Source organism: Crystallibacter permensis (genome assembly GCF_025960875.1).
GTDB lineage: Bacteria > Actinomycetota > Actinomycetes > Actinomycetales > Micrococcaceae > Crystallibacter > Crystallibacter permensis.
In genome coordinates this window covers 45440-67603 of the sequence record NZ_JAODLR010000023.1, presented here as the reverse complement: position 1 = coordinate 67603, position 22164 = coordinate 45440, and the positions used below count along the sequence as shown (strand labels likewise).

The following is a 22164-nucleotide window of genomic DNA, read 5'->3' as shown; positions in this document are numbered from 1 at the left end:
GGTCACCGCCGGACATCTTTTGAAAGTGAAGGGCTCCACCATGACGGTGGAGCCCTTCACCCATTTAAGCGGCGAACGAGGTAGGTCGACCCCGTTAGGCTTGGGGTATGAGCCCATCGCTGTTCTCGCACGCTGCTGAAGAACCTCAGCCTTCCAAAGTCTTGGAACCGATTACCTTTGAGGTCACGGTCCCGCACCCGCCGGAACGGGCCTTTGAGGGTTTCACCGACCTGATCCACCTTTGGTGGCCGGTGGATACCCACAGCGTCTTCGGCGACGGGGCACACGTTGAGTTCGAAGAGACAGTCCTGACAGAGACATCGGACCGGGACGAGGTCCGCAACTGGGGCGACATTCTTGAATGGGAGCCGGGCCGGCTTCTATCCCTCACCTGGCATCCAGGAGCAGGGCCCTTAACAGCCACCAGACTCGAAGTCCGGTTCACGGCGGAGGGCCAGGGTACCGTCGTACGGCTGAGGCACTCGGACTGGGACCAAGCGGCCGATGGCGCGGAACGCCGACTAAAGTACCAGCAGGACTGGCCGTCCGTGCTGAGCAAATATGCGAGGTTCATGGGGGCCATTCGCTGAAGTAGCGCTCCCCTGAAATCGACACGGCAAGGACCGCTGGCTCTAGCCAGCGTTCGCAGCCGTGCACAGTCCGCGTCTTTGGACCGGAAATATCGAACGACGAGATTCGGAAGGCCCTAACTAATGACTGACTCCATCATTAGCGCACTGCAAGCAGCGCTGCCGGCAGAACAGGTGAGCGTCCGGGAAGACGTACTGGCCGCGCATGCCCTGGACCAGGGCCCGGTGATGGAACACAAATTACCCATCGCTGTTGTGTGGGCGCAAAGCGTTGAAGACGTGCAGGCTGTCATGAAGTTGGCGCATACGCACAGCGTGCCGGTAGTTTGCCGCGGCGCTGGTACAGGTGTGTCCGGCGGCGCCCATGCCACGACCGGCTGCCTCGTGTTGAGCCTGGAACGAATGGACCGCATCCTCGAGATCCACCCCGAGGACGAAATCGCCCGTGTGGAGCCCGGCGTCGTCAACGCCGATCTGAATACTGCAGTGGCCCAATACGGGTTGATGTACGCTCCCGATCCAGCCAGCTATAAGACATCCACGATCGGCGGCAACGTCGCGACGAACGCGGGAGGACTGCGCTGCGCCAAGTACGGCGTTACGCGTGAATCAGTCCTGGCTCTCGACGTCGTGCTTGCTGACGGCACACTTATCCGGACCGGGCGCCGGTCCTTCAAGGGCGTGGCGGGCTATGACCTGACGGGCCTGTTCGTAGGCTCCGAGGGCACCCTCGGCGTCGTTGTAGGGGCCACAGTGAGGCTGCGCTACCTTCCTGCCGATGTGCAGACGATTGCCGCGTTCTTCCCCGAAGTGACGACGGCGGCGGCCGGCGTGCTGGCAGTCGGTAAGGCGCGTGTGCAGCCGGCAATCATGGAGTTGCTCGACGGCAACACGCTGGTCCAGCTGGATGCAGAACAAGGATCCGACCTGCGCCAGCGCGGCGGTGCGCTGCTGTTGATTCAAACGGACGGGTTTGCAGCAGAGACCGAAGCGACGATCGTCCGGCAGGTACTGCGGGGTCTCGGTGCCACTGTTACCGCTGAAGTCAGCGAGGAAGCCGTCCGTTTGGTGGAGCTGCGCCGGCACAGCCGAGGTGCGGAAGTGGACGATGTCTACCGCGTGGGCGAGGACGTTGCCGTGCCTCGGTCCCAGCTGGTCCACTACATCGCCGAACTCGAACGGATAGCCGCTGACCATGAAGTCGGGCTCAAAGTTGTGGCGCATGCCGGCGACGGGAACCTCCATCCAACCTTTTGGGTGTCGGCTGGAGAGGCGGAGAAGGTTCCGGTACTTAACGCCGCGCTGGATGAGTCCATCGAGGTGGGCCTTGCGCTGGGCGGCACCATTACCGGCGAACACGGTGTCGGTCAGTACAAAGTGCGTTGGCTCCCGCTTGAACAGCGGGAAGAAGTGCTGGAGCTGCAGCGCGGGATCAAGGCACTGTTCGACCCGAAGGGGCTGCTGAACCCGGGCAAGGCATTGCCGGAACGGATCGAGGCGTAGGCTGTGGTTGTGCGTAAAGAGACATTATGGGAAGCCCAGAAGCGTGAGAACCCGGGCCATTCGGCCTGGTACATCCAGCGTTTCGAGAATATGCGAGCCCAAGGAAACGACCTTCACGGCGAGGCCCGGCTGATCGATGCCATGGCAGAGCGGGGCAGCCGGATCTTGGACGCCGGCTGCGGTCCGGGCCGGCTGGGCGGTGAGCTGGCGGTCCGCGGCCACCAAGTGGTGGGTGTCGACGTCGATCCGGAGCTGATTGAAGCCGCGCGGCGCGACCACCCGGACGTCAACTGGTTCGTCGGAGACCTGGCCGAGCTGGACCTGCCTTCACAGGGGGTTGCCGAGGCCTTCGACCTGATCGTTTGTGCGGGCAACGTGCTCACGTTCCTGGCTCCCGGTACGGCGCCGGAAGTCCTGGCGAGAATGGCGCGGCACCTGGCACCGGAAGGCCGGCTCGTGACCGGGTTCGGCGCCGGCAGGGGATACGACTTCGACCAGTTCATGGCAGACGCATCCGGAGCCGGCCTGGCCGCCGACCACAAGTTCGGGACCTGGGACCTGCGTCCCTTCACACCGTCCTCGGACTTCCTGGTGGCCGTCTTCAGCCTGGCCAGGTAAAGCCTGGCGCCAGCCCTGCACTGATCAGTGCGTGGTCCAGGGGCCTTACACAACTCCGGAGGTTCCCTCGCGGGTCCTACTCGTCGTCGTTGTCGTTCTCGTTGTCGAGTGAGTTCTCGGCGAGCAGCCTCGCGGTCTTGTCGTCGGGGTTGAGTAAAATCGCCGCTTCGTCCCGGCGGTGGCGCAACACGTCGTCGATATAAGCCTGGACTGCTTCCGCCAGCGGCACATTGCGGCGCTGGCTCTCGGAGATGTACCAGCGGTGCTCGAGCACCTGGTGGACCACCTCGGCCGGTTCCAGTTTGCCCGCCAGTTCGCGCGGAATGGCTCGCACCACCGGCTCGAAGACGTGGCGGACCCACGCGTGGGCGCTGATTTCCTCGTCCAGATCCGGATTGTTGTCTGCGCGGTAGCCGTCCAGGTCATTGAGCAGCCGCCGCGCCTGATTTTCCTGAACGTCCAGTCCGGTCAGGCGGATGAGCCGGCGCTGGTGGTGCCCGGCATCCACGACTTTGGGCTGGAGCTGGATCTGGGACCCGTCCGGCGTTGTTTTGATGGAGAACTCTTCGACATCGAAACCGAGATCATTCAGCCGGCGGATACGGGCATTGACCCGCCAGCGGTCGCCCAGCTCGAAGGACTCCTTCTCGGTCAGTTCCGCCCACAGCTTGCGGTAGCTGTCCATGATCCGCTCGCTGGTGGCCAACGGGTCGACCTTGTCCTCAATCAAGCCGCCTTCAAGCAGATCCATCAGCTCGCCGGCGATGTTGACCCGGGCTATCTCCAGATCGTACTCGCGCTGGCCGTTGGACAGCTTCGGGTAGAGCTCACCCGTCTCGGCATCCACCAGATAGGCGGCGAACGCGCCGGCATCCCGGCGGAACAAGGTGTTGGACAGGGAGACGTCGCCCCAGTAGAAGCCGACCAGATGCAGCCGGACCAGCAGCAGGGCCTGTGCATCGATCAGGCGGGTCAGCGTGTCCCTGCGCAGGGTCTGGGAAAACAGCGCCCGGTAGGGAAGCGAGAATTTCAGGTGCCGGGTGACCAGCACCGGATCCAGCTCCGCACCGTCCGTGGTGTGCCTGCCACTGATGACGGCGACCGGTTCCACGCAGGGCACGTCCAACCGCTGGAGCTTGCGGAGCATATGGTATTCGTGCCGGGCGATATGCTCGCTGGTTTCCTTGATGGCAATCACGGAACCGCTCAGATGCGCGAACCGGACAATATGCCGGGAAATACCGCGTGGAAGAGCGGCCAGGTTTTTCGCCGGCCACTCTTCCAACGCGATATGCCAAGGCAGGTCAAGCAGGCTCTCGTCCGTGGTGGCCGAGGTGATGTTCAGCGAACCCAGGACCGTGGCCGCTCCGCCATTGTGCGGGCGGGGCAGTTTGCCCACCTGCCCGAAGTCGGTGGGTTCGTTGTGCCAGTTGGCGTCCATCTGCACCGGCCTGTTGAAAGGGATGTCGGAATTCAGGCCTTGTCCGCCTCCAACGGCCGGTCCAGATCGGCCAGCGATGCATGAGGCGCCGCCGGCGCATTACCGCCCAGGCGCAGGCCGGTCTGGGTGTCGAACAGGTGCACATGGTCCTGCTTCGGGCGCACATACACGGTGGTGCCGGCCTTCGGCGGCGTGCGGCCGTCCACGCGGCCCGTGATGTCGTGCCGGCTGCCATTGACTTCGGTATGGCCATACACATAGGCGTCGGCGCCAAGTTCCTCGACCACATCGATCTCAACGGCCAGACCCTGGCCGTCCGGGGCCTGCTCCAGGTCCTCCGGACGTACGCCGAGCATGACGGTGCTGCCGTGCGCCGAACCGAGCACGTCGCGCGGTACGGGGTACACCGTTCCGCCGAACTGGACGCCGCCGTCGGCCACTGGCAGTTCCAGCAGATTCATGGCCGGCGAGCCGATGAACCCGGCCACGAAGATGTTGGCCGGAGTGTCGTAGAGGTTGCGCGGGGAGTCCACCTGCTGCAGGATGCCGTCCTTGAGCACGGCGACGCGGTCGCCCATGGTCATCGCTTCGACCTGGTCGTGGGTGACGTAGACGGTGGTGACACCGAGGCGCCGGGTCAGCGAGGCGATCTGCGTCCGGGTCTGGACGCGCAGCTTGGCATCCAGGTTGGAGAGCGGCTCGTCCATCAGGAAGACCTGCGGATTACGGACAATCGCACGGCCCATGGCAACGCGCTGGCGCTGGCCGCCGGAGAGCGCCTTCGGCTTGCGGTCCAGGTAATCCTCGAGGTCCAGCAGCTTGGCCGCCTCGCGGACGCGCTGGGCGCGCTCCTCCTTGGCGATGCCGGCGATCTTGAGCGCGAAGCCCATGTTCTCGGCCACGGACATGTGCGGGTAGAGGGCGTAGTTCTGGAACACCATTGCAATGTCCCGGTCCTTCGGCGGAACATCGGTGACATCGCGGTCGCCGATCAGGATCCGTCCGGAGTTCACATCTTCCAGGCCTGCCAGCATCCGCAGGGAGGTGGACTTTCCGCAGCCGGAGGGGCCGACAAGGACGAGGAATTCGCCGTCCGCGATCTCCAGGTCAAGCTTGTCTACGGCGGGCTTCTCCGTGCCCGGGTACAAGCGCGTAGCATTATCGAACGTTACCGTTGCCATGGTGTTTCCCTTCACGGGCAGGTACGTGCCCGACGATCCGTTGTGATGGGTTGATATTCAGTTAGGTGAGCTGGCTCACGGAAACAAGTATTGCATGCGGAGGCAAATTCCTTGCTGCGGCTAGGTACTGGGCGTCCGGTAAGTTCTGTGGGGAAGCCGGTTCAGCCCTGCGGTGCGGCCCGCCGCAGTTCCGCCAAGGTTTCGAGCACTTGGGCAAAAGCGGCCGGGGAGTCCACCCGGAAGGCCGCCCCGGAGCCCCCGGGGCCGATCTTGACGCCAAGATCCTGCGGCTGCAGGGCCTTGATGGCGTCCTCATCCGTGACGTCGTCGCCCGCGAAGAACACCGCGGTAGCCTCAGTAAACGCGCGCAGGAGTTCCAGGCCCTGCCCTTTGTCCGAGCTCAGGACCGAGGTCTCGAGCACCCGCTTGCCGTCCGTCAGATGCAGTCCCTCGATGGCCGACAGCTGGCGGCGTGCTTCCTCGGTGGCCGCTTCGGCCACCGAATCTTCCGCGGTGCGGGTATGGAGTACGACGCCGGCCGGCTTGGCTTCCAGCCTCGTTCCCGGGTGGGCAGCGACCACCTTTTCGACCACCGCGGTGGCCCGGCGCAGCGCCAACGCCTGCGCCTGGTCCAAGGTCAGGGCGGGGCTGCCGGGTCCGGTGAAGACTTCGGCGCCGTGCGAACCGATGAGCAGGGTTCTATCGTCCGGCGAGGCGACCAGCCGCAGACTCTCGAGAGCGCGGCCGGAAATGAACGCCGTCGTTGTTTCGGGTAGTTCGAGCAGTTCCTTGACGGCGGCAGCGGCGGCCGGCAGCGCCCGGGCGTCTTCGGCGCGGGCGACAATCGGCGCCAATGTGCCGTCGAAATCCAGCGCTACGAGCAGCCGCGGCGTGCTGCTGATTTTCTCCAGCGCACGGAGCAAAGCCGGGTCCAGCTCCACGCTCTTCTCATTCACCGCGGCACGGTTCTCATGCATTGCCGCATCATCCTTATTCATCGCCGCTCCTCGGTGTCTTGCCCAGCGTTTCCCCATCGAGGGCGCGGAGGAAACTCTGGGACCATTGCTCGACGTCGTTCTGCAGAATCTGGCGGCGCATGACACGCATCCGGCGGGTGGACTCGCCGGGGGCGATTTCGACGGCGCGCATGATCGCGTCCTTGAGCCCGTCGATATCGTGCGGGTTCACCAGGATGGCTTGTTTCAGGTGGTCGGCGGCGCCGGCGAACTCGCTGAGCACCAGGGCACCGTTGACGCCGGTCCGGGAGGCCACGTATTCCTTGGCCACCAGGTTCATTCCGTCCCGCAGCGCGGTGACCAGCATGACGTCCGCGGCGAGGTAGAGCGCCACCATCTCTTCCTTGGGGTAGCTGTGGTGCAGGTAGCGGATCGCGGTGTTGCTCAGGGTGTCGTAGGTGCCGTTGATCCGGCCCACCGCGCCCTCGATCTCCTCGCGCAGCAGCCGGTAGGATTCGACGCGCTCGCGGCTGGGACTGGCGACCTGGATCAGGGCCGCGTCCTCCACGGTGACTCTGCCGTCTTCAAGCAGTTCGCCATACGCCTTGATCCGGTGCTGGATGCCCTTGGTGTAGTCCAGCCGGTCTACGCCCAGCAGTACCGTCTTGGGGTTGCCCAGCTCCTCGCGGATCTGCCTGGCCCGTTCGATGACTTCGGGGCTCTGGGCCAGCTGGTTGATCTGATCCACGTCGATCGAGATCGGGAAGGCACCGGCCCGGCAGATCCTGTCGCCGTCGTCGGTCCTGATGTTCACATGCTGGGACTTGATCGTGTGTCCGCTGAAACGCCGGACGCAGCGCAGGAAGTTGCTTGAGTCGCTGGGACGCTGGAAGCCCACCAGATCCGCCCCCAGCAGCCCCTCGATCACCTGGCGGCGCCAGGGCAGCTGGGCAAATATCTCCAGCGGCGGGAACGGGATGTGGTTGAAGAATCCGATTTTCAGGTCTGGCCGCAGTTCGCGCAGCAGTTTGGGGACCAGTTGCAGCTGGTAATCCTGGACCCAAACGGTGGCTCCTTCCGCCGCGGAGTCGGCAGTGGCCTCGGCGAAGCGCCGGTTGACTGCCTTGTAAACCTCCCACCAGGTGCGGTGGAACTCCGGCGGGGCGATGACGTCGTGATAGAGCGGCCAGAGCGTTGCGTTGGAGAATCCCTCGTAATACAGCTCCACATCATCGGCACTGAGCTCAACCGGCACCAGACGCATATTGTCGTGGTCGAAGGGCTTTAAGACTTCATCCGCGGCACCGTGCCAGCCGATCCAGGCCCCCTCCGTTTTTGCCATCACCGGTGCGAGGGCGGTGACCAAGCCTCCCGGCGATCGGCGCCAGCTATTGTCGCCGTCCTCGCCTGTAACGCGGTCTACCGGTAACCGGTTGGAGACTACGATGAAGTCATAGTCTCCAAAGCCGGATCCGTCCGTCGCGCCAGAATTGTTCGCCTTGGTTTCCGCCATGTGACTCTCCTGACCGTAGTGAATCCTGATATTGACTCTATAAGACAGGAACCATCCGGCAGTCCCGGTGCGTTAATAATGAATGTAAGTGCGGTGAGCTGCACCACGAGAGCACCGCGAATATTGTAGTTTCAACTAAGCTTTTGTTCGGACGGCCGGACGTGGCCGCCAGCAAAGCCGAAAGACTTGAGGACATATGGCATCCCAGAACACCCCCAGGCCCAGCAAGGCCGAGCGTACCGCCGAGGCGCGTGAAAAGGCCCGTCAAATGCGTGAAACGCAGCAACGCAAGGAAAAGCGCAATTCGCTGCTGGTCCGCTGGGGTGTTATCGGAGCTGTTGTCGCGATCGTCGCCATTGTTGCCATCATCGTGGCCACCAACCAGCGCGGGGACTTCCCGGATGCCGGTCCCACTCCGGCTAACGGCAACGAATACGGCGGCATCACGCTGACGTCCAGCACCGAACTGGAGCCGACCACCCAGACCACTGTGGACGTGAACAGTATCGACGCCGAGGCGGAGCCGCCGGCCGTGCCCAGCGGCATCGCCGAGGCCCCCGCGGGTGAGCCGGCTCAGATCGTGATTTACGTGGATGCCGCCTGCAGTCACTGCGCCACGTTCGAAGCGACCTACAGCGATCAGCTGAAGGAATGGCTGGACAACGGCGACGCCACGGTTGAATACCGCGCTGTGGCGTTTCTCGACCAGCCGGCTACCGGGAACTACTCGTCCCGCGGCGCCAACGCCCTGGCTTGCGTGGCCGAGTCTTCGCCGGAGAACTACCTCTCCTTCATGGAACTGCTCTTCGAAAAGCAGGTACCCACCGGTCTCTCCAGCGATGAGCTCGCGGCCACTGCTGCCGAGGCCGGCGCCGAAGGTGCAGAAAGCTGTATCCAGGACGGGACCTACCGCCCCTACGCCGCTTACGCCGATGCCCTGGCCCGCGCTGATGGCGTCGGCGGAACACCTGCTGTTTACGTCGACGGCCAGGTCTGGGATAACACCGGCGACTTCGTTGAGTTCGCCCAGCCGATCATCGACGCCCGCTCCTAGTTCACATTCCGAGGGGGACGCCCGGTTGGATGCTTTGCGTTTCGCGCGGAGCGCCCAACTGGGCTAACCTTATCTAGCTGGAATTTCCAGCACAGTTGGCTGTGAAGCCAGCGCGCCTCCTTAGCTCAGTTGGCCAGAGCACCTGTCTTGTAAACAGGGGGTCGCCGGTTCGAATCCGGCAGGGGGCTCCAGCACGAGAGGCTTCGGTTCCTGAAGGTTAGGAAGCGAAGCCTCTTTTCGTTTTTGGCAGTCCCTGCTGTGCGGACGTCCTGATGGTCTCCATGCGATGCGGCCGATGCGGCTTCCCCGGAGGCCCATCGAGGGGAAGAATGAAACGATGATGGACGCGCACCGTCCTGCAGTGCCCGGGAGAGTGGATCCCGGGGCAAGTGGGGGAGCAGGAGCAGGCCCATGAAATCTGTGCCGGTCGGCGTCATTCTGGTCATCGGCGGGACAGTCGTCGGCGCCATCGTCGGTGCGTTCTACGGGTTCGTGCCCACAGCCTTGTTTGCGTTCGCCAATGCACCGGCAACGGGTCGCGCCGGTGGCGTGGACATGGGGCAGTTTGCCCTGATGCTCGGCGCCATTGCCGGGGCTTTCATAGGGATCACGGCCAGCATCGTATCAATCACGGCTCTTCTCATCAGCGGGCGCCGGTTGCAGGGCAGGCTGTGGCTCAGGGCGGCGGTTGCCGGAGCCGGAGCACTGCTGGGTGCTGCTTTCGCGTTCATTTTGATGATGACAGTGCTGGGCGGCGGGGTTCCGTCCTGGACGGAACTGCCCTCGGCCGCGCCTGTCTTCTTCGCCGCGGCAATGTTGGCGGCCGTGGCCGTCTTACTTCTGGACCGAATTTCGGGACTAAAAGCGGACACGCCGGAGCGTCATCCTTGACCGAGGGAAGAAATATGGTTAAAGGATTTTCAAAAAACGTTCCATCAGGGGAGGTAAGCATCTAAGCTTCTACTTGTGCAAAAAACTGTTAAACCATTCATTGCCTTGGCTGTGCTGCTGATGATGCTCCTGTCCGGGATGGGGCCTGCGTCCGCAGTGACCCGGTCGGCCAGCGACCCCTTCGTCAAAGAGGTGTTGCGCCTGATCAACGAGGAACGGGCCGGCCATGGACTGTCACCGGTGGTCTGGAACCAGAGCGTCGGCAACGTCTCCCAGCAATGGGCGGAAGAGCAGAACAACCGCATCAACAGGGACAAGTACAGCCTCTCGACGATCCACCGTCCCGGCTACGGAAGCCAGCACCTCCCCGACGGTTACGACTGGTACACGGAAATCATCGGCATCAACAACAACGCCCAGCAGATTGTGGACTGGTGGATGAACTCTCCCGCGCACAAGGCAGGCATGTTGAGCCCAAGCGCCACGGACATCGGCATCGGCTATATGAAGACGACCAAGTCCGGCTGGTACGGCATGTACGTCGTCGTTGCCAATATCGCCGGCTATCCCGGCACACGTGCGGAACTGCCGCCGCACCCGGGCATTGACATGGCGTCCTTCAAAGACGGCGACGTCGCCGCCGTCGATTCCGCCGGAAACCTGTACAACTATCCCACCGCCTTCGGCGGCGACCTGTGGAAGCGCAGCTACATCGCCTCCGGGTTCAAGGGCGTGCTTGAAGTTGAAGTTGCCGACTGGAACGCTGACGGTATTCAGGACGTTATAGCCAGATGGAGCTCAGGGAAACTGACCGTGCATTACGGGCTGGCGCGAGGAGGTCTGGCAGCGGCCCGTACCGTGGGCAGCTCCGGCTGGGCCAACTACGACATTACGGTGACCGATTGGAAACAGGGGGACGTATACCCGGGAATGGTTGCCAAGAACGAGTCGAACGGCAGGCTCTATTACTACAACAATCCTTACGGTGAACGGCACGGCTCCCGCTTGCAGATCGGCGCCTCGGGCTGGGCGAACCTGGAAATATTCGCGCTGGACTTCGACTACGACGGCAGGATGGACCTGGTCGCCAAGACCCCGCAAGGCCAGCTGAAGCTGTACCGCACCCACGGCAACGCACGGTTCGTTTCCGAATACCGCAGGATCATCGGCGCGTCCGGCTGGAACACCATGCACCATCTGTCTTCCATGAACAATCATCTGGGGAATAGCAGGCCGGGCATTCTGGCGCGGGATAGGTACGGGAACCTGCATCATTACCCGGTCTCGCCGAACCAGGTCAACCGGCGCAGCACCATCGGCCAAGGCGGCTGGGACACACTCATGCTGGGGAGCTAGCAGAGGGTTTGATCTGTTCAGGGTTTCACGGTTTCGCCCTGAAGATCAGCGGGTCCGGCTTATAGTGGGCGGAGGGGGTCAAGGAGGCGGATTGTGAGCGAAGATAAACCGGAACTGGATCCCGAGATTGACCAGCGCGAAGACGGCGTCGTCATTGAACCCGGGTCCGAGATCGACGAGGACCTGGAGGACACGTTGCCCCCGGCTTCGGAGGGAACGGGCGACGCAACACCCTGACTGCAGTGGCCGCGGCACTGGGCCGCCGGCCTAAGGCCCCGCTCCCGCGGGACCTGGTGTCCGTCTGGTCAGGAAGCCTTGGCTATCGCCGGGTAATGGCTCCAGGTGCCGTGGTCCACCTCAAGGACCGTGCCGCGCTCGCCATAGAGGACGTTGACCGATTCTCCGAAGTGCTCGCAATCTTCATCCGGACACGTGTCCGAGAGGTCTCCGGCATAGTCGTTGGCGAACCGCTGTTCCCATTCGTCTACTTTGCCCATGGCCCAGGCGTTCCCCTCATGCGCCAGGGCTTCAAGCTCTTCGATGCTGTAACGCCGGCCCCGCTGAGGATGCTGGGCGGCTATGGTTGCGCTGCCGCGTTGCAGTGATCCGGTGCTGGGTGTGTTGTTCGTGCTCATGCTCCCAATTTACGTCCCGCTACTGACAGTATTTGGTCTCTGCGTCGGCGCGTCCGGTATCAGGGAAGCTCAGGCCGAATGCCCGGCGTCCAGATCCAGCACCTGGGAGAACTGCAAGGGCTCTGTTCCCGGATCAGCCTCTATCTGGGAAGGGGCCAGCAGGAAGCCCACATGGTCGCCCAGATCAAACCGGTCCAGGACGTCCGCGATCATTCGGCGGGGACAGTCGGTCAGGACGGGAACGCCGCCTGCTCCCTCCCGCCAATTGCAGGAGCCGAACTTGTCCACCTCGTCGCCGGTATTTTCTCCGAACAGGGCAGCGAGCTCCCGTTGGCCGGAACCTGGAACATGAACGCCGAGCACGTTGGCGTTCCGGGCCACACGGTAGGTGCGGTTCTGCTTTGAAATGCACACCATGAACCTGACGGGGCTGATGCTGCACTGGGTGGCAAATCCGACCAGGCAACCGGACAGCGACGTATCGCCGCCTTCGGTCGAAGCCGCCGTGACGATATACATCGGATAATCGAGCCCTGAGACAAAGGCATCCGTGTCCACATCAGTGCTCATACTTTCTCCCGCCGCTCATCATGCCAAATACCGGTGTCCGGCCGTCTAGTTTCCATCCTACGGGCGGGTGTTCCGGTCTAGGAGCCGTCCTCGCCGCGAGGCAGCACGGGCTCTCCAGGGCCGCTGCCACGGAGGAAGAACGCGCCGACGGCGCCTGCCAAGGTCGCGAAAACTGCGACGGAATAGACCGCCAGCAGCACTTCCAGCAGCCGCACGAAGCCGCCCGCAGCAGTCAGTTCACTGCCGGTAATGGTCGACATGGCGGCTTCATGCAAGGCATCGCCGTACCGCTGATAGGAGCCGGATACATAGAGCAGTTGGCTGGCGACCATAATGACCATGGCCGTGACTGCTGCGAGCCAACCGATCCGGCCCGAAAGCAGCCTGCCGGCTGAACGCCCGCCGCGGATACCGGCGGAGAGGACACTGCCGAATCTGGCCAGACGTGCCGTCCGGAACACCCGGAGCGCCTGCAATGCACGGAAAAAGCGCAGGAAGGGCACCAACAGGAAAATGATCTGCCACCAGTTGCGCTTCCAGAACCGGCGGTGGAACCTGGCTATGTAGGCGCGCAGCAGGAATTCCGCGACGAAGATGCCCCAGAACAGCCAGCCAAGAACCGACAGGAACGTCAGCAGCCCGGGCCGGGTGGCCAGCATCTGGCCGAGGACGACGAACACAAACAGCAGACCCAGGACGCCCATCGGCCGGTCGAGCCGGGCAGCCAACACCTCGGCGCGGTCCAGGCGTGCCGCTGTTTCCAGATCGTCGCGTGGCTGCGCCATGTACCCTCCAGCTCGTCCGTGCTGTGAACGACAGGTCATCTACCGAGTCATTCCCTGCCAACGCTAGCGACTGGACGGGGCCTCGGCCAGCCGCTGAAATCGTGGTCGGGCCAAGGTACGGGCAGGTTTTGCCCATTCTCCGCCTGGGCCTTGACGCCACCACGACGACGGCGTTGGCTGGTGACAGTGCGAAGGAGACATTGATGCGGCTTCATTTCCAGACAAAGCCACTACGCGCCGTCGTGCCTGCATCCAGCGGCGGCAGCGGGCCCGGCAGCGCCACGCAACGCGGCCGCAGCCGCAGTCGCAAGCGAAGGCGGACCTGCACAGCAGCCGCGGTTGCCGCCGTCGTGCTTCTGGCCGGTTGTACGGCAACGGATCAGGAGCCGGGCACGCAGACGGAGGGTGCAGCTTCATCCCCGGCAGCAGGGCAGGCGCTCGAACAGGGCAGCAGCGAAGGCGTTTCCATACCGGATATCGTTGCCAGTGTGGAGCCTTCCGTGGTCACTATTTTTACCGGGAGGGGTGGTCTGGGCAGCGGCGTCATTTACAGTGCGGACGGGCTGATTCTGACGAACGAACACGTGGTCCGCGGGGTGGATGAAGTTGAGGTCGGTTTTGCCGATGGCAAGCGCGAGGCCGGCACCGTGGTGGCGGACGACCCCGTGACGGATCTGGCCCTGGTCCAGGTGGAGCGGACCGGGCTGCCCGCTGCGGAATTCGAGCCGTCACTGCCCCGGGTCGGGGAGCTGGCAGTGGTGATCGGCAGTCCGCTCGGCTTCGCCAACACGGCGACGGCGGGGATCATTTCAGGGCTGCACCGGGAAATTCCCGGCTCGGCTTCCAACAGCCAGTCGCTGGTGGACCTGATCCAGACCGATGCCCCGATCAGCCCGGGCAACTCGGGCGGAGCCGTGGTCAACAGCGAGGGCAAAGTCATCGGCATCAGTGAGGCCTACATCCCGCCGCAGGCGGGGGCCGTAGCGCTGGGCTTCGCCATTCCGGCGGCAATTGCCATGGAGGTTGCCGAACAACTGAGCGAAGACGGCAGCGCCGAACATGCCTTCATGGGGCTGGGACCGGCGGCCATCACGCCCCAGATCGCGGAGCAGCTTGGCCTGCCGGATACGCAGGGCGCCCTGGTGCTGTCCGTCGTGGATGGTGGTCCGGCCGCGGAGGCCGGGCTGGAGCCTGGCGACGTGGTTGTGGGGCTGGGCGGCGAAGAGATCCAGACGCCCGAGGACCTGCTTGCGGCATTGCGCGGCCATGCACCGGGGGACAAGGTGGAAGTAGAGATCAGCCGGGGCAATGAAGCCAGCCAGCTCACCGTCACGCTCGCGGACCGCCCCTCCGCTGAATGAGGCGGAGTCACAGCAGGCTGAATGAGGGTGATGCAGCAGCAGAATGCGGCAACGCAGAGCAGCCGGAATAGAACAGGCTGCCGGCCGTTATGACTGGTGTGCCCCTAACCAAGATCCCCGTCTCCATTCTCGACCGTGCCAACTCCCGCTCCGGAGGAACCGAGGCAGAGGCCTTGAGGACGACGGCGAACCGCGCGCGCCGGGCAGAGGAGCTGGGCTACCACCGGTTCTGGGTGGCCGAACACCATGGTGTCCCGGGGATTGCCGGTTCGGCACCTACCGTCCTGATGGGGGTTATTGCCGCTCAAACGGAGCGGATCCGCGTCGGCTCCGGCGGCGTGATGCTGCCCAACCACCAGCCGCTGGTGGTCGCCGAACAGGTCGCGACGCTGCAGGCGCTCTTTCCCGGCCGGATTGATCTCGGCGTGGGGCGATCCGTCGGATTCACGCCGGCTGTCCGGCAGGCGCTGCGGCAGGACAAGGACGGCGCGGACCGCTTCGAGGCGGATCTGGCCGAGTTACTCGGTTTCCTGACCGGGGAAGCCACCATCACCTCCCGACCGTACGACGGCGGTGCTACGCCGCCTTTCGTACTGGCCACGGGCAAAGGTGCCGACATCGCAGCCAAGGCGGGGCTCGCCGTCGTTGTTGGTGGCCCCGCCTACACCGGGCGGACGGGCATGCCGGCTGCCTTGACCCGCTACCGTCGGAACTTCCGCCCCTCGCGGTGGTATCCGGAACCTTATGTCATCGTTTCGGCCAATGTCGCCGTGGCGGGGACTGCTGCCCGGGCGCGCGAACTCCTCCTGCCTGAGGCCTGGGCGCTGGCCCAGTCCCGCACCCGCGGTGAGTTTCCGCCGCTGGAACCGGCGGAAAGTGTCCTCCAGCGCCAGCTGACAGGGCGGCAGCAGAAGCTGATCGACGAAAGCCTTGCCTCGTCCATCTACGGCACTCAGGAGGAAGCCGCGGAGCAGCTCGCCCGCTTGCTCGACGCCACCGGCGCCAACGAGTTCATGGTTACCGGGAACACCTTCGATCCGGCCGCGCTCGCCGACTCGGACGCCAGACTGGCGGAGCTGATGGGGCTGCACAGCCGAAGTCCCGCTTAAACCGGACCGCTCCCGTTCCAGTGAACGGGAGCGATCCGGCAGGACAGTGGCAAGGATCAGGACTGGGAGACGCGGCCCGCCAGTTCCGACGCATCGTCCGGGATGGCCAGTGCTGCCGGTTCATCTGCCGCGTCCGGCGCGTCTTCCATGCCGGAAGACTTCATGAAGTAAGCCACCAAGCCGGAGATGAGGCAGCCGGCGGCAAGGTAGGCGGCCACCAGGTACCAACTGCCGCCGCCGAAGCCGACCAGCGCTGCGGCGATGAACGGGGTGAATCCGCCGGCGATTGCACTGGCCACCTGGTAGCCCACGCCTGCCCCGCTGTTGCGGTGCTCCGCGCCGAACATCTGGGTGATCAGCGGCTGCTGGACGCTGACGGCCATGTCGTGGGCAACGTTGACCAGCAGAATGGAGAAGACAATGACGCCGACCAGGGAGCCGGCCTCCAGGAAGATGAAGAACGGCACGGAGCTCAGGACACCGATCAGGCTCGCGGCCAAGTAGATCTTCCGGCGCCCGAACCTATCGGACAGATACGCGAAGGTGGGAATGCTGATCATACCGATCGCGCCCACGATCAGGCCGATGTTGAGCATGAAGCTGTTGTCCATGCCCAGCGTGTTCACCGAGTAGCTCAGCGCAAAGGTCGTCACGATGTACATGGTGAACAGCTCGATCAGGCGCAGGCCAATGATCTGGAAGAAGGCCTTGGGGTTCTCTTTGATCGCGTTGACGATTGGCAGCTTGTGCTTGCCTTCCGCACGCACTTCTTCTGCGGGAGCTTCGAACGTTTCCACGACCTTGCTCCGGATGATCAGACCGACGCCGACCAGCACGATGCTGGAAATGAAGGGTACGCGCCAGCCCCACTCGACGAACTCGTCGCCGGCAACGTTGCCCATGATGGTGACAAAAGCGGTCGCGAGCATCAGGCCCACGGAAAAGCCGATCTGGACGCCGCTGGAGTAGAGCGCCTTCTTGCCCTTCGGCGCGCTTTCCACTGCCATCAGGGCGGCGCCGCCCCATTCACCGCCGACGGCGAAGCCCTGCACGGCGCGCAGCAGTACCAGTGCCAGCGGAGCCAGCCAGCCGATCGTCTCGAAGTTAGGGATCAACCCGATGGCAGCCGTGGCGAAACCCATGATTGTCATGGTGATCACCAAGGTACGTTTGCGGCCGATCCGGTCGCCGTAATGACCGAAGACCAGGCCGCCCAGCGGGCGGAAGAGGAAGCCGACGCCGAAAGTGGCGAACGCGGCCAGCACGCCAATGGCGGGCGAGACGTTCGGAAAGAACTGGGTGTTGAAGACTGTGGCGGCGACGAGGCCGTAGAGCAGGAAGTCATACCACTCGATGACGGCACCGGCGAAGCTGCTGATGGCCGCGCGCCGGGCCTGCACCTCGGGGTTCTGAATCTTGGTCATAGGCTCGTACTTTCACTAGGGATGGAGTCACCTGTGCGCATTGTGAACAGCTGTGCGCTTTATGAACTGCTAAGTGATGATAGTCACCCCATGGCGTGCGGGTCAACACGTGACCGATTGGTCAGGAAATAATCAGCCGCAGGCAAGTGGGCGCTGAACCTGGTCTGTGCTGCGTTCCGCAAGGTACCTACCGTGCGGCCGGGCCGGTGGAATCCCGGACCTGTAAAGGCGTAGCCAGACTGAGCCGCCGGGGCTGAGGCTGGCCATTGATTGCGTCAAGAAGCATGTCGACCGCCGCCCGTCCGGCCTGGTCAACAGGAGCTGAAAGGCAGGTCAAGGGTGGTTGGCAGAAGTCCGAGCCGAAGGCGTCGTCATAACCGACGACGCTCACCTCTTGCGGGACCGGAACTTCACGCTGCCGCAGGCGCTTAAGGACGCCGATCGCGAGCTGGTCGTTGAAGGCGACTATGGCAGTTGGCTTGATAGCGAGTGCGACGTCGGCCGCGGCGGCTCCTTGTGTGACGGTGGGCATGAACGGGCCCGCCCTGACTAGTTCGATTCCGGCTGCCACCGCCGAGCGGGACAACCCCTGCCACCGCTGAGTGTCGGACCAGGCCAGGCGAGGACCTGCCAGGTAAACCACCCGCCGGTGGCCTAATGAGACGAGATGTTCAATCAGTTGCCGACTGCCGTCCATGTGGTCCGTGGTGACACTGCTCAGCCCGTCCGCTTCCCGGTTGAAGAGCACCACGGGCCTTTTGCGATTCAGTTCCAGCAGTTCGGCGTCGGAACTCCAGCGTGCGGCAATGATGAAGCCAGCGACACTGTCCATCAGCCGCTTGATGTGGGTGCGCTCCATGTCGGCGGACTCCTCGGCGTCGCTGAGGATGGCGGTATAGCCCGCTGTCCGTGCCTGATGGACCGCACCTTTAACCAGACCCGCATAGAAGGGGTTGGCAATATCCTGCACCAGTAGGTCCAGTGTCTTGCGCTCAGGGCCGCCGGCTGGCTCTGTCAGGGTGTTCGGCCGGTAGCCGAGTCTTGCAGCGACGGCATGGATATGTTCCAGCGTCTGGAAGTTTACCCGCTGGGGATTGGCGAAGGCTCTCGAGACCGTCGATGCCGCTACACCGGCTTCCTTGGCGATGTCGTAAAGCCGTACAGGCTTGGGCAAGGCCGTTGGTGCTGCAAGTGCCGTCCGGGCGGTGGGGCGCAGGTTTGTGGCATTAGCGGCTTTGGGTGCCGGGGTGCGGGGCCGTGAAGCGTGGGTCATGGCAGGACTCCTCGGGAAGGCAAAGTCTGGTCCAGCTATCATTTTGGCACGATCTGGCAATTTTCTTGCCGATCGTTTCCATGCCGTGCAACCGTTGATGCACATCGTCTTGAGGAGCATGGCTATGGTTTCGCCGCAGAAATCCGTGCACACAATCAGAATCGGCATCATCGGAGCTGGCTTCATGGGCAGCCAACATGCCGTGTTCATTTCCCGCCAGGAGGGCGTGGAACTGACCGCAGTCGCGGATCCGCTCAGCTGGACCCTGGCCGGAGCCACCGGCGCCTCCTACTTCAGCGACCATCGAGAACTGCTGGCCTCGGGCATGGTGGACGCCGTCATCATCGCCAACCCCAATGCCGCCCATGTGTCGACTGCGATCGATGCCTTGAACGCCGGTATCCCGTCGCTGCTGGAAAAGCCGCTGGCTACGTCGCTGGAAGAAGTGCAGTTGCTGATCGGTGCGCAACGCAACAGTGCCACGCCAGTGCTTGTCGGCCATCACCGCCGGCACCATCCGGCCGTGACTGCTGCCCGCGCCGCCATCGCCAACGGCGAGCTTGGCAAGATCGTCGCAGTCAACGGCATGTGGCTGACTCGCAAAGCGGACACTTACTTCGATACCGCGTGGCGACGCGAAAAGGGGGCAGGCATCATGCTGATCAACGCCGTGCATGACCTGGACCTGCTGCGCTTTCTCTGCGGCGAGATAATCTCGGTCCAGGCCACGGTCAGCAACACCGCCCGCGGCTTCGCCGTCGAAGACACCGCCGGATTCGTCCTGCGCTTCGAAAACGGCGCCGTTGGTTCCCTTATCGCCTCCGATGCGGCAGTATCGCCGTGGTCATGGGACCAAGCCACCAAAGACGACGCGACCTTCCCCTACAACCGGGACTCCTTCTGCTACTCCATTGCCGGCACCGCAGGCGCTCTGGGTTTCCCACAGCTGGCATGCCATTCGTATTCGAGCGAACTGGTTCAGTCGGGCCGCGCGGACTGGAACCATGAGCTGAGCCTGCACTACCTGAGCCGGGACAGCGGGGATTCCTATACCAACCAGCTCAGGCACTTCGCCGCCGTCGTGCGCGGCGAGGTGGCTCCGCTGATCACTGTTGACGATGCGGCCCGCACGCTGGCCGTGATTGAAGCGTCCCAGCAAGCCGCAGCCAGAGGTACCGCCGTCCAACCTCAGCTCGTATTCACCACGGCAGGAAGCGCCGCACCATGAAACATCCTCTCGCCCTGTCCGCGTTGACCGTACTGGAGCTGACTCCGCCCGAGATGGTCAGCTGCGCGGCCGAAACCGGTTACGACTTGGTTGGACTCCGGCTGATTCCCGCGACCCCCGAGGAACGCCTCTATCCAACTATCGGCCGTACCCGCATGGTGCTGGAGACCCGGAAACGGCTAGATGAGACGGGCATGAAGGTCTGGGATATTGAAATCCTGCGGCTCAAGCCGGAAACAAGCGTGACCGCCGACTACGAGCCGTTTCTGGAAACCGGGGCGTTTCTCGGCGCCAGCCAAGTGCTTGTTGCCGGCAACGACGGCGACCGCAGCCGCCTCGCGGATAATTTCGCCGCTCTGGCCGAACTCGCCCAGAGCTACGGGCTGACGCCGAACATAGAATTCATGCCGTGGACCGAAGTCAAGGATCTGGCAGACGCTGCCGACCTGCTGCACCAGGCCGGCCATCCGAACTCGGGCCTGCTAATCGACTCCATCCACTTCGACCGTTCGGCCAGCTCCGCAGAAGATATCGCCGCGCTGCCGCCGGAGTGGTTCCGCTACCTGCAGCTCTGCGATGCTGTCGCCGAACGCCCGGAGACAACCGAGGAACTGCTGTACCAGGCCCGCGTCGGCCGGTTGCTGCCCGGCCAGGGCGGGCTAAATATCCTGGCCCCGCTGCGTTATCTACCTGAAGAACTGCCCATCTGCATCGAAGCGCCGGTAGTTACAAACGTTCCCGTGCCACCACGCGAACGTGCCGCCGCTGCACTGGAGGCCGCCCGCACCACCCTGTCCAACCTCGACGGCGTGCCCCGACCTAGCCGCGCACCGGTACCTGCCGCTTCACAGACCAAGGAAGACTGATGAGTAATACCGATACCCCCTCCTCTGAACGCCCTGCACTGGATTGTGACGTTCTGGTCATCGGCTCCGGGGCCGGAGGCCTTTCCGCCGCCGTTACCGCCGCCCACCATGGGCTGAAGGTCATCGTCGTGGAAAAGGCGACCGTCTGCGGCGGGGCCACTTCCTGGTCCGGAGGGTGGGCCTGGACCCCTGGCAACCCGCTGGCCAAGGCCGACGGAGTGAACGAGGACACGGAAGAGTTCCGTACCTATTTGCGCCACAGGTTGGGGGATAATTACCAGGCGGATAAGGTCGATGCCTTCCTCGAGGCCGTGCCGCACATGGTGGGATTCTTCCAGAACCAGACTTCCCTGCAGTTCGTCCCCGGGACCAAAATCAGGGACATCTACGGCAATACCCCCGGTGCCGGCACCGGCCACCGCTCGGTCGGCCCCAAGCCCTTAAACGCCCGCAGTCTCAAGCCCGAGTTGCGGGCCAAGATGCGACACCAGCTTTACGAGACGTCCTTCCTCGGCATGGGCATCATGGCGGGACCCGATCTGACCAAGTTCCTCTCCGCCTCCCAGGGCAGCATCGCGGGCCTGTTCCATGCGGCCCGCCGGTTCACTCCGTATTTATGGGACTTGCTGGTCCACCGCCGGAACATGCAGTTGGTCAACGGAACCGCGCTGACCGGCCGGCTGATGAAGTCTGCAGACGATCTCGGCGTGGACATCCGCGTCTCTACCCCCGCCCGGAGCCTGCTTACGGACAACAGCGGAAAGGTGACGGGCGCCGTCGTGAGCTCGCCGGAGGGAGAGATGCGCATCAAGGCGGCCCGGGGCGTTGTGCTGGCGGCAGGCGGGTTCCCCAACGATGTTCAGCGCCGGAAGGAACTGTTCCCGAAGACGCCGACGGGTGCAGCGCATTGGACCCTGGTGCCCAAGGAGGCTAACGGAGACGGCATCAGCCTAGGCCAGTCCGTCGGCGGACACTTCAAGACGAACGTCCAGTCCCCGGCGGCCTGGTGCCCGGTTTCGCTGGTGCCCTACCGCAGCGGCCGGGTAGGAACGTTCCCCCATATTATGGACCGCGCGAAGCCTGGCAGCATCGGCGTGCGTGCCGACGGCGGGCGGTTCGTGAACGAGGCCAATGGCTACTACGACTACGTCTCAGCCCTGATCGGGTCCACCCCCGAGGGGGAGGAGGTGCAGTCCTGGCAGATCGCCGATTCGGTCTTCGTGCGCAAGTACCCGCTGGGTATGGCGAAGCCGCTGCCGGTACCGCTGTTTCCGTACCTGCGATCGGGATACTTGATGAAGGGCCGCACCCTGGAAGATCTCGCCGCCAAGTGCGGGATCGACCCAGTGGCACTGAGGGAAACGGTTGAGCGGTTCAATGAGAACGCCCGCAAGGGTGTTGACCCGGACTTTGACCGCGGCGGGACCGAATTCAACCGCTACGGCGGCGACCAGAAGGTCAAGCCAAATCCCTCGCTGGCCCCGATTGAGAGGGCCCCCTTCTACGCAGTCCGTGTGGTGCCGGGCAGTTTCGGCACTTTCGCCGGGCTGGAGGCGGACGGCCGCGCCCGGGTATTGAATAGCGACGGCGATCCTATAGAAGGTCTGTATGTCGCCGGCAATGACCAAGCCAGCGTGATGGGCGGCCATTATCCGGCTGGGGGAATCAACCTCGGACCGGCATTGGCGTTCGGCTACATAGCCGGGCGGGATCTGGCCGGCGCCACCAGCTACGAAGACGACGGAAGCATGCAGACGGACTCACCGGCATGAGCATGGAACACGGTGATCAACCATCCTGCTGGTGGCCG

At 63.8% G+C, this 22164-nt stretch carries 21 protein-coding genes and 1 tRNA gene; 13 read left to right on the top strand and 9 right to left on the bottom strand.

The window, feature by feature from the left end:
• Nucleotides 1-107: 107 nt before the first annotated feature.
• The 3 genes from B0G38_RS19735 (at nucleotide 108) to B0G38_RS19725 (ending at nucleotide 2711) form a co-directional block, all read left to right on the top strand.
• Entirely contained in the window at nucleotides 108-590 is a 483-nt protein-coding gene (locus B0G38_RS19735; protein WP_264671022.1) for an SRPBCC domain-containing protein, read from the top strand.
• 123 nt (nucleotides 591-713) lie between these two features.
• Nucleotides 714-2093: an FAD-binding oxidoreductase gene (locus B0G38_RS19730; protein WP_264671021.1), complete on the top strand. Its 1380-nt coding sequence runs from the start codon at nucleotides 714-716 to the stop codon at nucleotides 2091-2093.
• 9 nt (nucleotides 2094-2102) lie between these two features.
• A complete protein-coding gene (locus tag B0G38_RS19725) occupies nucleotides 2103-2711 on the top strand; it encodes a class I SAM-dependent methyltransferase (RefSeq protein WP_264671020.1) in 609 nt (202 codons plus the stop codon).
• 76 nt (nucleotides 2712-2787) lie between these two features.
• Here the strand turns inward: B0G38_RS19725 and B0G38_RS19720 are convergent, their stop codons facing one another.
• The 4 genes from B0G38_RS19720 to B0G38_RS19705 all read right to left on the bottom strand — a co-directional run bounded on the left by B0G38_RS19720 (nucleotide 2788) and on the right by B0G38_RS19705 (nucleotide 7802).
• Nucleotides 2788-4152: a DUF4032 domain-containing protein gene (locus B0G38_RS19720; RefSeq protein ID WP_264671019.1), complete on the bottom strand. Its 1365-nt coding sequence runs from the start codon at nucleotides 4150-4152 to the stop codon at nucleotides 2788-2790.
• 32 nt (nucleotides 4153-4184) lie between these two features.
• Nucleotides 4185-5333 carry an ABC transporter ATP-binding protein gene (locus B0G38_RS19715; RefSeq protein ID WP_264671018.1) on the bottom strand — a complete coding sequence of 383 codons (1149 nt, stop codon included), beginning with the start codon at nucleotides 5331-5333 and terminating at the stop codon, nucleotides 4185-4187.
• A gap of 161 nt (nucleotides 5334-5494) precedes the next feature.
• A complete protein-coding gene (otsB, locus tag B0G38_RS19710) occupies nucleotides 5495-6331 on the bottom strand; it encodes a trehalose-phosphatase (protein WP_264671017.1) in 837 nt (278 codons plus the stop codon).
• On the bottom strand, nucleotides 6324-7802 hold the full coding sequence (locus B0G38_RS19705; protein WP_264671016.1) for an alpha,alpha-trehalose-phosphate synthase (UDP-forming): 1479 nt from the start codon (nucleotides 7800-7802) through the stop codon (nucleotides 6324-6326). The genes otsB and B0G38_RS19705 overlap by 8 nt, the downstream gene beginning before the upstream one ends.
• Nucleotides 7803-7998: 196 nt before the next feature.
• Here B0G38_RS19705 and B0G38_RS19700 point away from each other — a divergent pair, with 196 nt between their 5' ends.
• The 5 genes from B0G38_RS19700 (at nucleotide 7999) to B0G38_RS19680 (ending at nucleotide 11340) form a co-directional block, all read left to right on the top strand.
• Nucleotides 7999-8856 carry a DsbA family protein gene (locus B0G38_RS19700; RefSeq protein ID WP_264671015.1) on the top strand — a complete coding sequence of 286 codons (858 nt, stop codon included), beginning with the start codon at nucleotides 7999-8001 and terminating at the stop codon, nucleotides 8854-8856.
• Between the two features lie 114 nt (nucleotides 8857-8970).
• A tRNA-Thr gene (locus B0G38_RS19695) sits at nucleotides 8971-9047 on the top strand.
• 220 nt (nucleotides 9048-9267) lie between these two features.
• Nucleotides 9268-9747 (top strand): hypothetical protein, encoded by a 480-nt coding sequence (locus tag B0G38_RS19690; protein WP_264671014.1) that lies wholly within the window; start codon nucleotides 9268-9270, stop codon nucleotides 9745-9747.
• A 75-nt stretch (nucleotides 9748-9822) separates the two neighbouring features.
• Nucleotides 9823-11103: a CAP domain-containing protein gene (locus B0G38_RS19685; protein ID WP_264671013.1), complete on the top strand. Its 1281-nt coding sequence runs from the start codon at nucleotides 9823-9825 to the stop codon at nucleotides 11101-11103.
• A gap of 93 nt (nucleotides 11104-11196) precedes the next feature.
• The gene (locus B0G38_RS19680) at nucleotides 11197-11340 is read left to right on the top strand and encodes a hypothetical protein (RefSeq protein ID WP_205834628.1); all 144 of its coding nucleotides are present in this window, start codon (nucleotides 11197-11199) and stop codon (nucleotides 11338-11340) included.
• A gap of 68 nt (nucleotides 11341-11408) precedes the next feature.
• On the opposite strand, the gene B0G38_RS19675 is transcribed toward B0G38_RS19680, so the two are convergent.
• The 3 genes from B0G38_RS19675 to B0G38_RS19665 form a co-directional block, all read right to left on the bottom strand.
• Nucleotides 11409-11738 (bottom strand): hypothetical protein, encoded by a 330-nt coding sequence (locus B0G38_RS19675; RefSeq protein ID WP_264671012.1) that lies wholly within the window; start codon nucleotides 11736-11738, stop codon nucleotides 11409-11411.
• A gap of 69 nt (nucleotides 11739-11807) precedes the next feature.
• Nucleotides 11808-12308, bottom strand: coding sequence for a flavin reductase family protein (locus B0G38_RS19670; RefSeq protein WP_264671011.1), 501 nt, complete (start codon nucleotides 12306-12308; stop codon nucleotides 11808-11810).
• A 77-nt stretch (nucleotides 12309-12385) separates the two neighbouring features.
• Nucleotides 12386-13093 (bottom strand): ion transporter, encoded by a 708-nt coding sequence (locus B0G38_RS19665; RefSeq protein WP_264671010.1) that lies wholly within the window; start codon nucleotides 13091-13093, stop codon nucleotides 12386-12388.
• A 203-nt stretch (nucleotides 13094-13296) separates the two neighbouring features.
• Here B0G38_RS19665 and B0G38_RS19660 point away from each other — a divergent pair, with 203 nt between their 5' ends.
• Together B0G38_RS19660 and B0G38_RS19655 are read left to right on the top strand one after the other, a co-directional pair.
• The gene (locus B0G38_RS19660; RefSeq protein ID WP_264671009.1) at nucleotides 13297-14454 is read left to right on the top strand and encodes a S1C family serine protease; all 1158 of its coding nucleotides are present in this window, start codon (nucleotides 13297-13299) and stop codon (nucleotides 14452-14454) included.
• An 89-nt stretch (nucleotides 14455-14543) separates the two neighbouring features.
• Nucleotides 14544-15563 carry an LLM class flavin-dependent oxidoreductase gene (locus B0G38_RS19655; RefSeq protein ID WP_264671008.1) on the top strand — a complete coding sequence of 340 codons (1020 nt, stop codon included), beginning with the start codon at nucleotides 14544-14546 and terminating at the stop codon, nucleotides 15561-15563.
• 56 nt (nucleotides 15564-15619) lie between these two features.
• Here the strand turns inward: B0G38_RS19655 and shiA are convergent, their stop codons facing one another.
• Nucleotides 15620-16987, bottom strand: coding sequence for a shikimate transporter (shiA, locus tag B0G38_RS19650; protein ID WP_264671007.1), 1368 nt, complete (start codon nucleotides 16985-16987; stop codon nucleotides 15620-15622).
• A gap of 187 nt (nucleotides 16988-17174) precedes the next feature.
• Nucleotides 17175-18260, bottom strand: coding sequence for a LacI family DNA-binding transcriptional regulator (locus tag B0G38_RS19645; RefSeq protein ID WP_264671006.1), 1086 nt, complete (start codon nucleotides 18258-18260; stop codon nucleotides 17175-17177).
• A 124-nt stretch (nucleotides 18261-18384) separates the two neighbouring features.
• Between B0G38_RS19645 and B0G38_RS19640 the strand changes: the two genes are divergently transcribed.
• The 3 genes from B0G38_RS19640 to B0G38_RS19630 are packed head-to-tail and all read left to right on the top strand — an operon-like array spanning nucleotide 18385 to nucleotide 22126.
• Nucleotides 18385-19488 carry a Gfo/Idh/MocA family protein gene (locus tag B0G38_RS19640; protein WP_264671005.1) on the top strand — a complete coding sequence of 368 codons (1104 nt, stop codon included), beginning with the start codon at nucleotides 18385-18387 and terminating at the stop codon, nucleotides 19486-19488.
• Nucleotides 19485-20354: a sugar phosphate isomerase/epimerase family protein gene (locus B0G38_RS19635; RefSeq protein ID WP_264671004.1), complete on the top strand. Its 870-nt coding sequence runs from the start codon at nucleotides 19485-19487 to the stop codon at nucleotides 20352-20354. Before B0G38_RS19640 ends, B0G38_RS19635 begins: the two co-directional genes overlap by 4 nt.
• Complete coding sequence (locus B0G38_RS19630; RefSeq protein WP_264671003.1) at nucleotides 20354-22126, top strand: FAD-dependent oxidoreductase; 1773 nt, start codon at nucleotides 20354-20356, stop codon at nucleotides 22124-22126. Before B0G38_RS19635 ends, B0G38_RS19630 begins: the two co-directional genes overlap by 1 nt.
• Nucleotides 22127-22164: the final 38 nt, after the last annotated feature.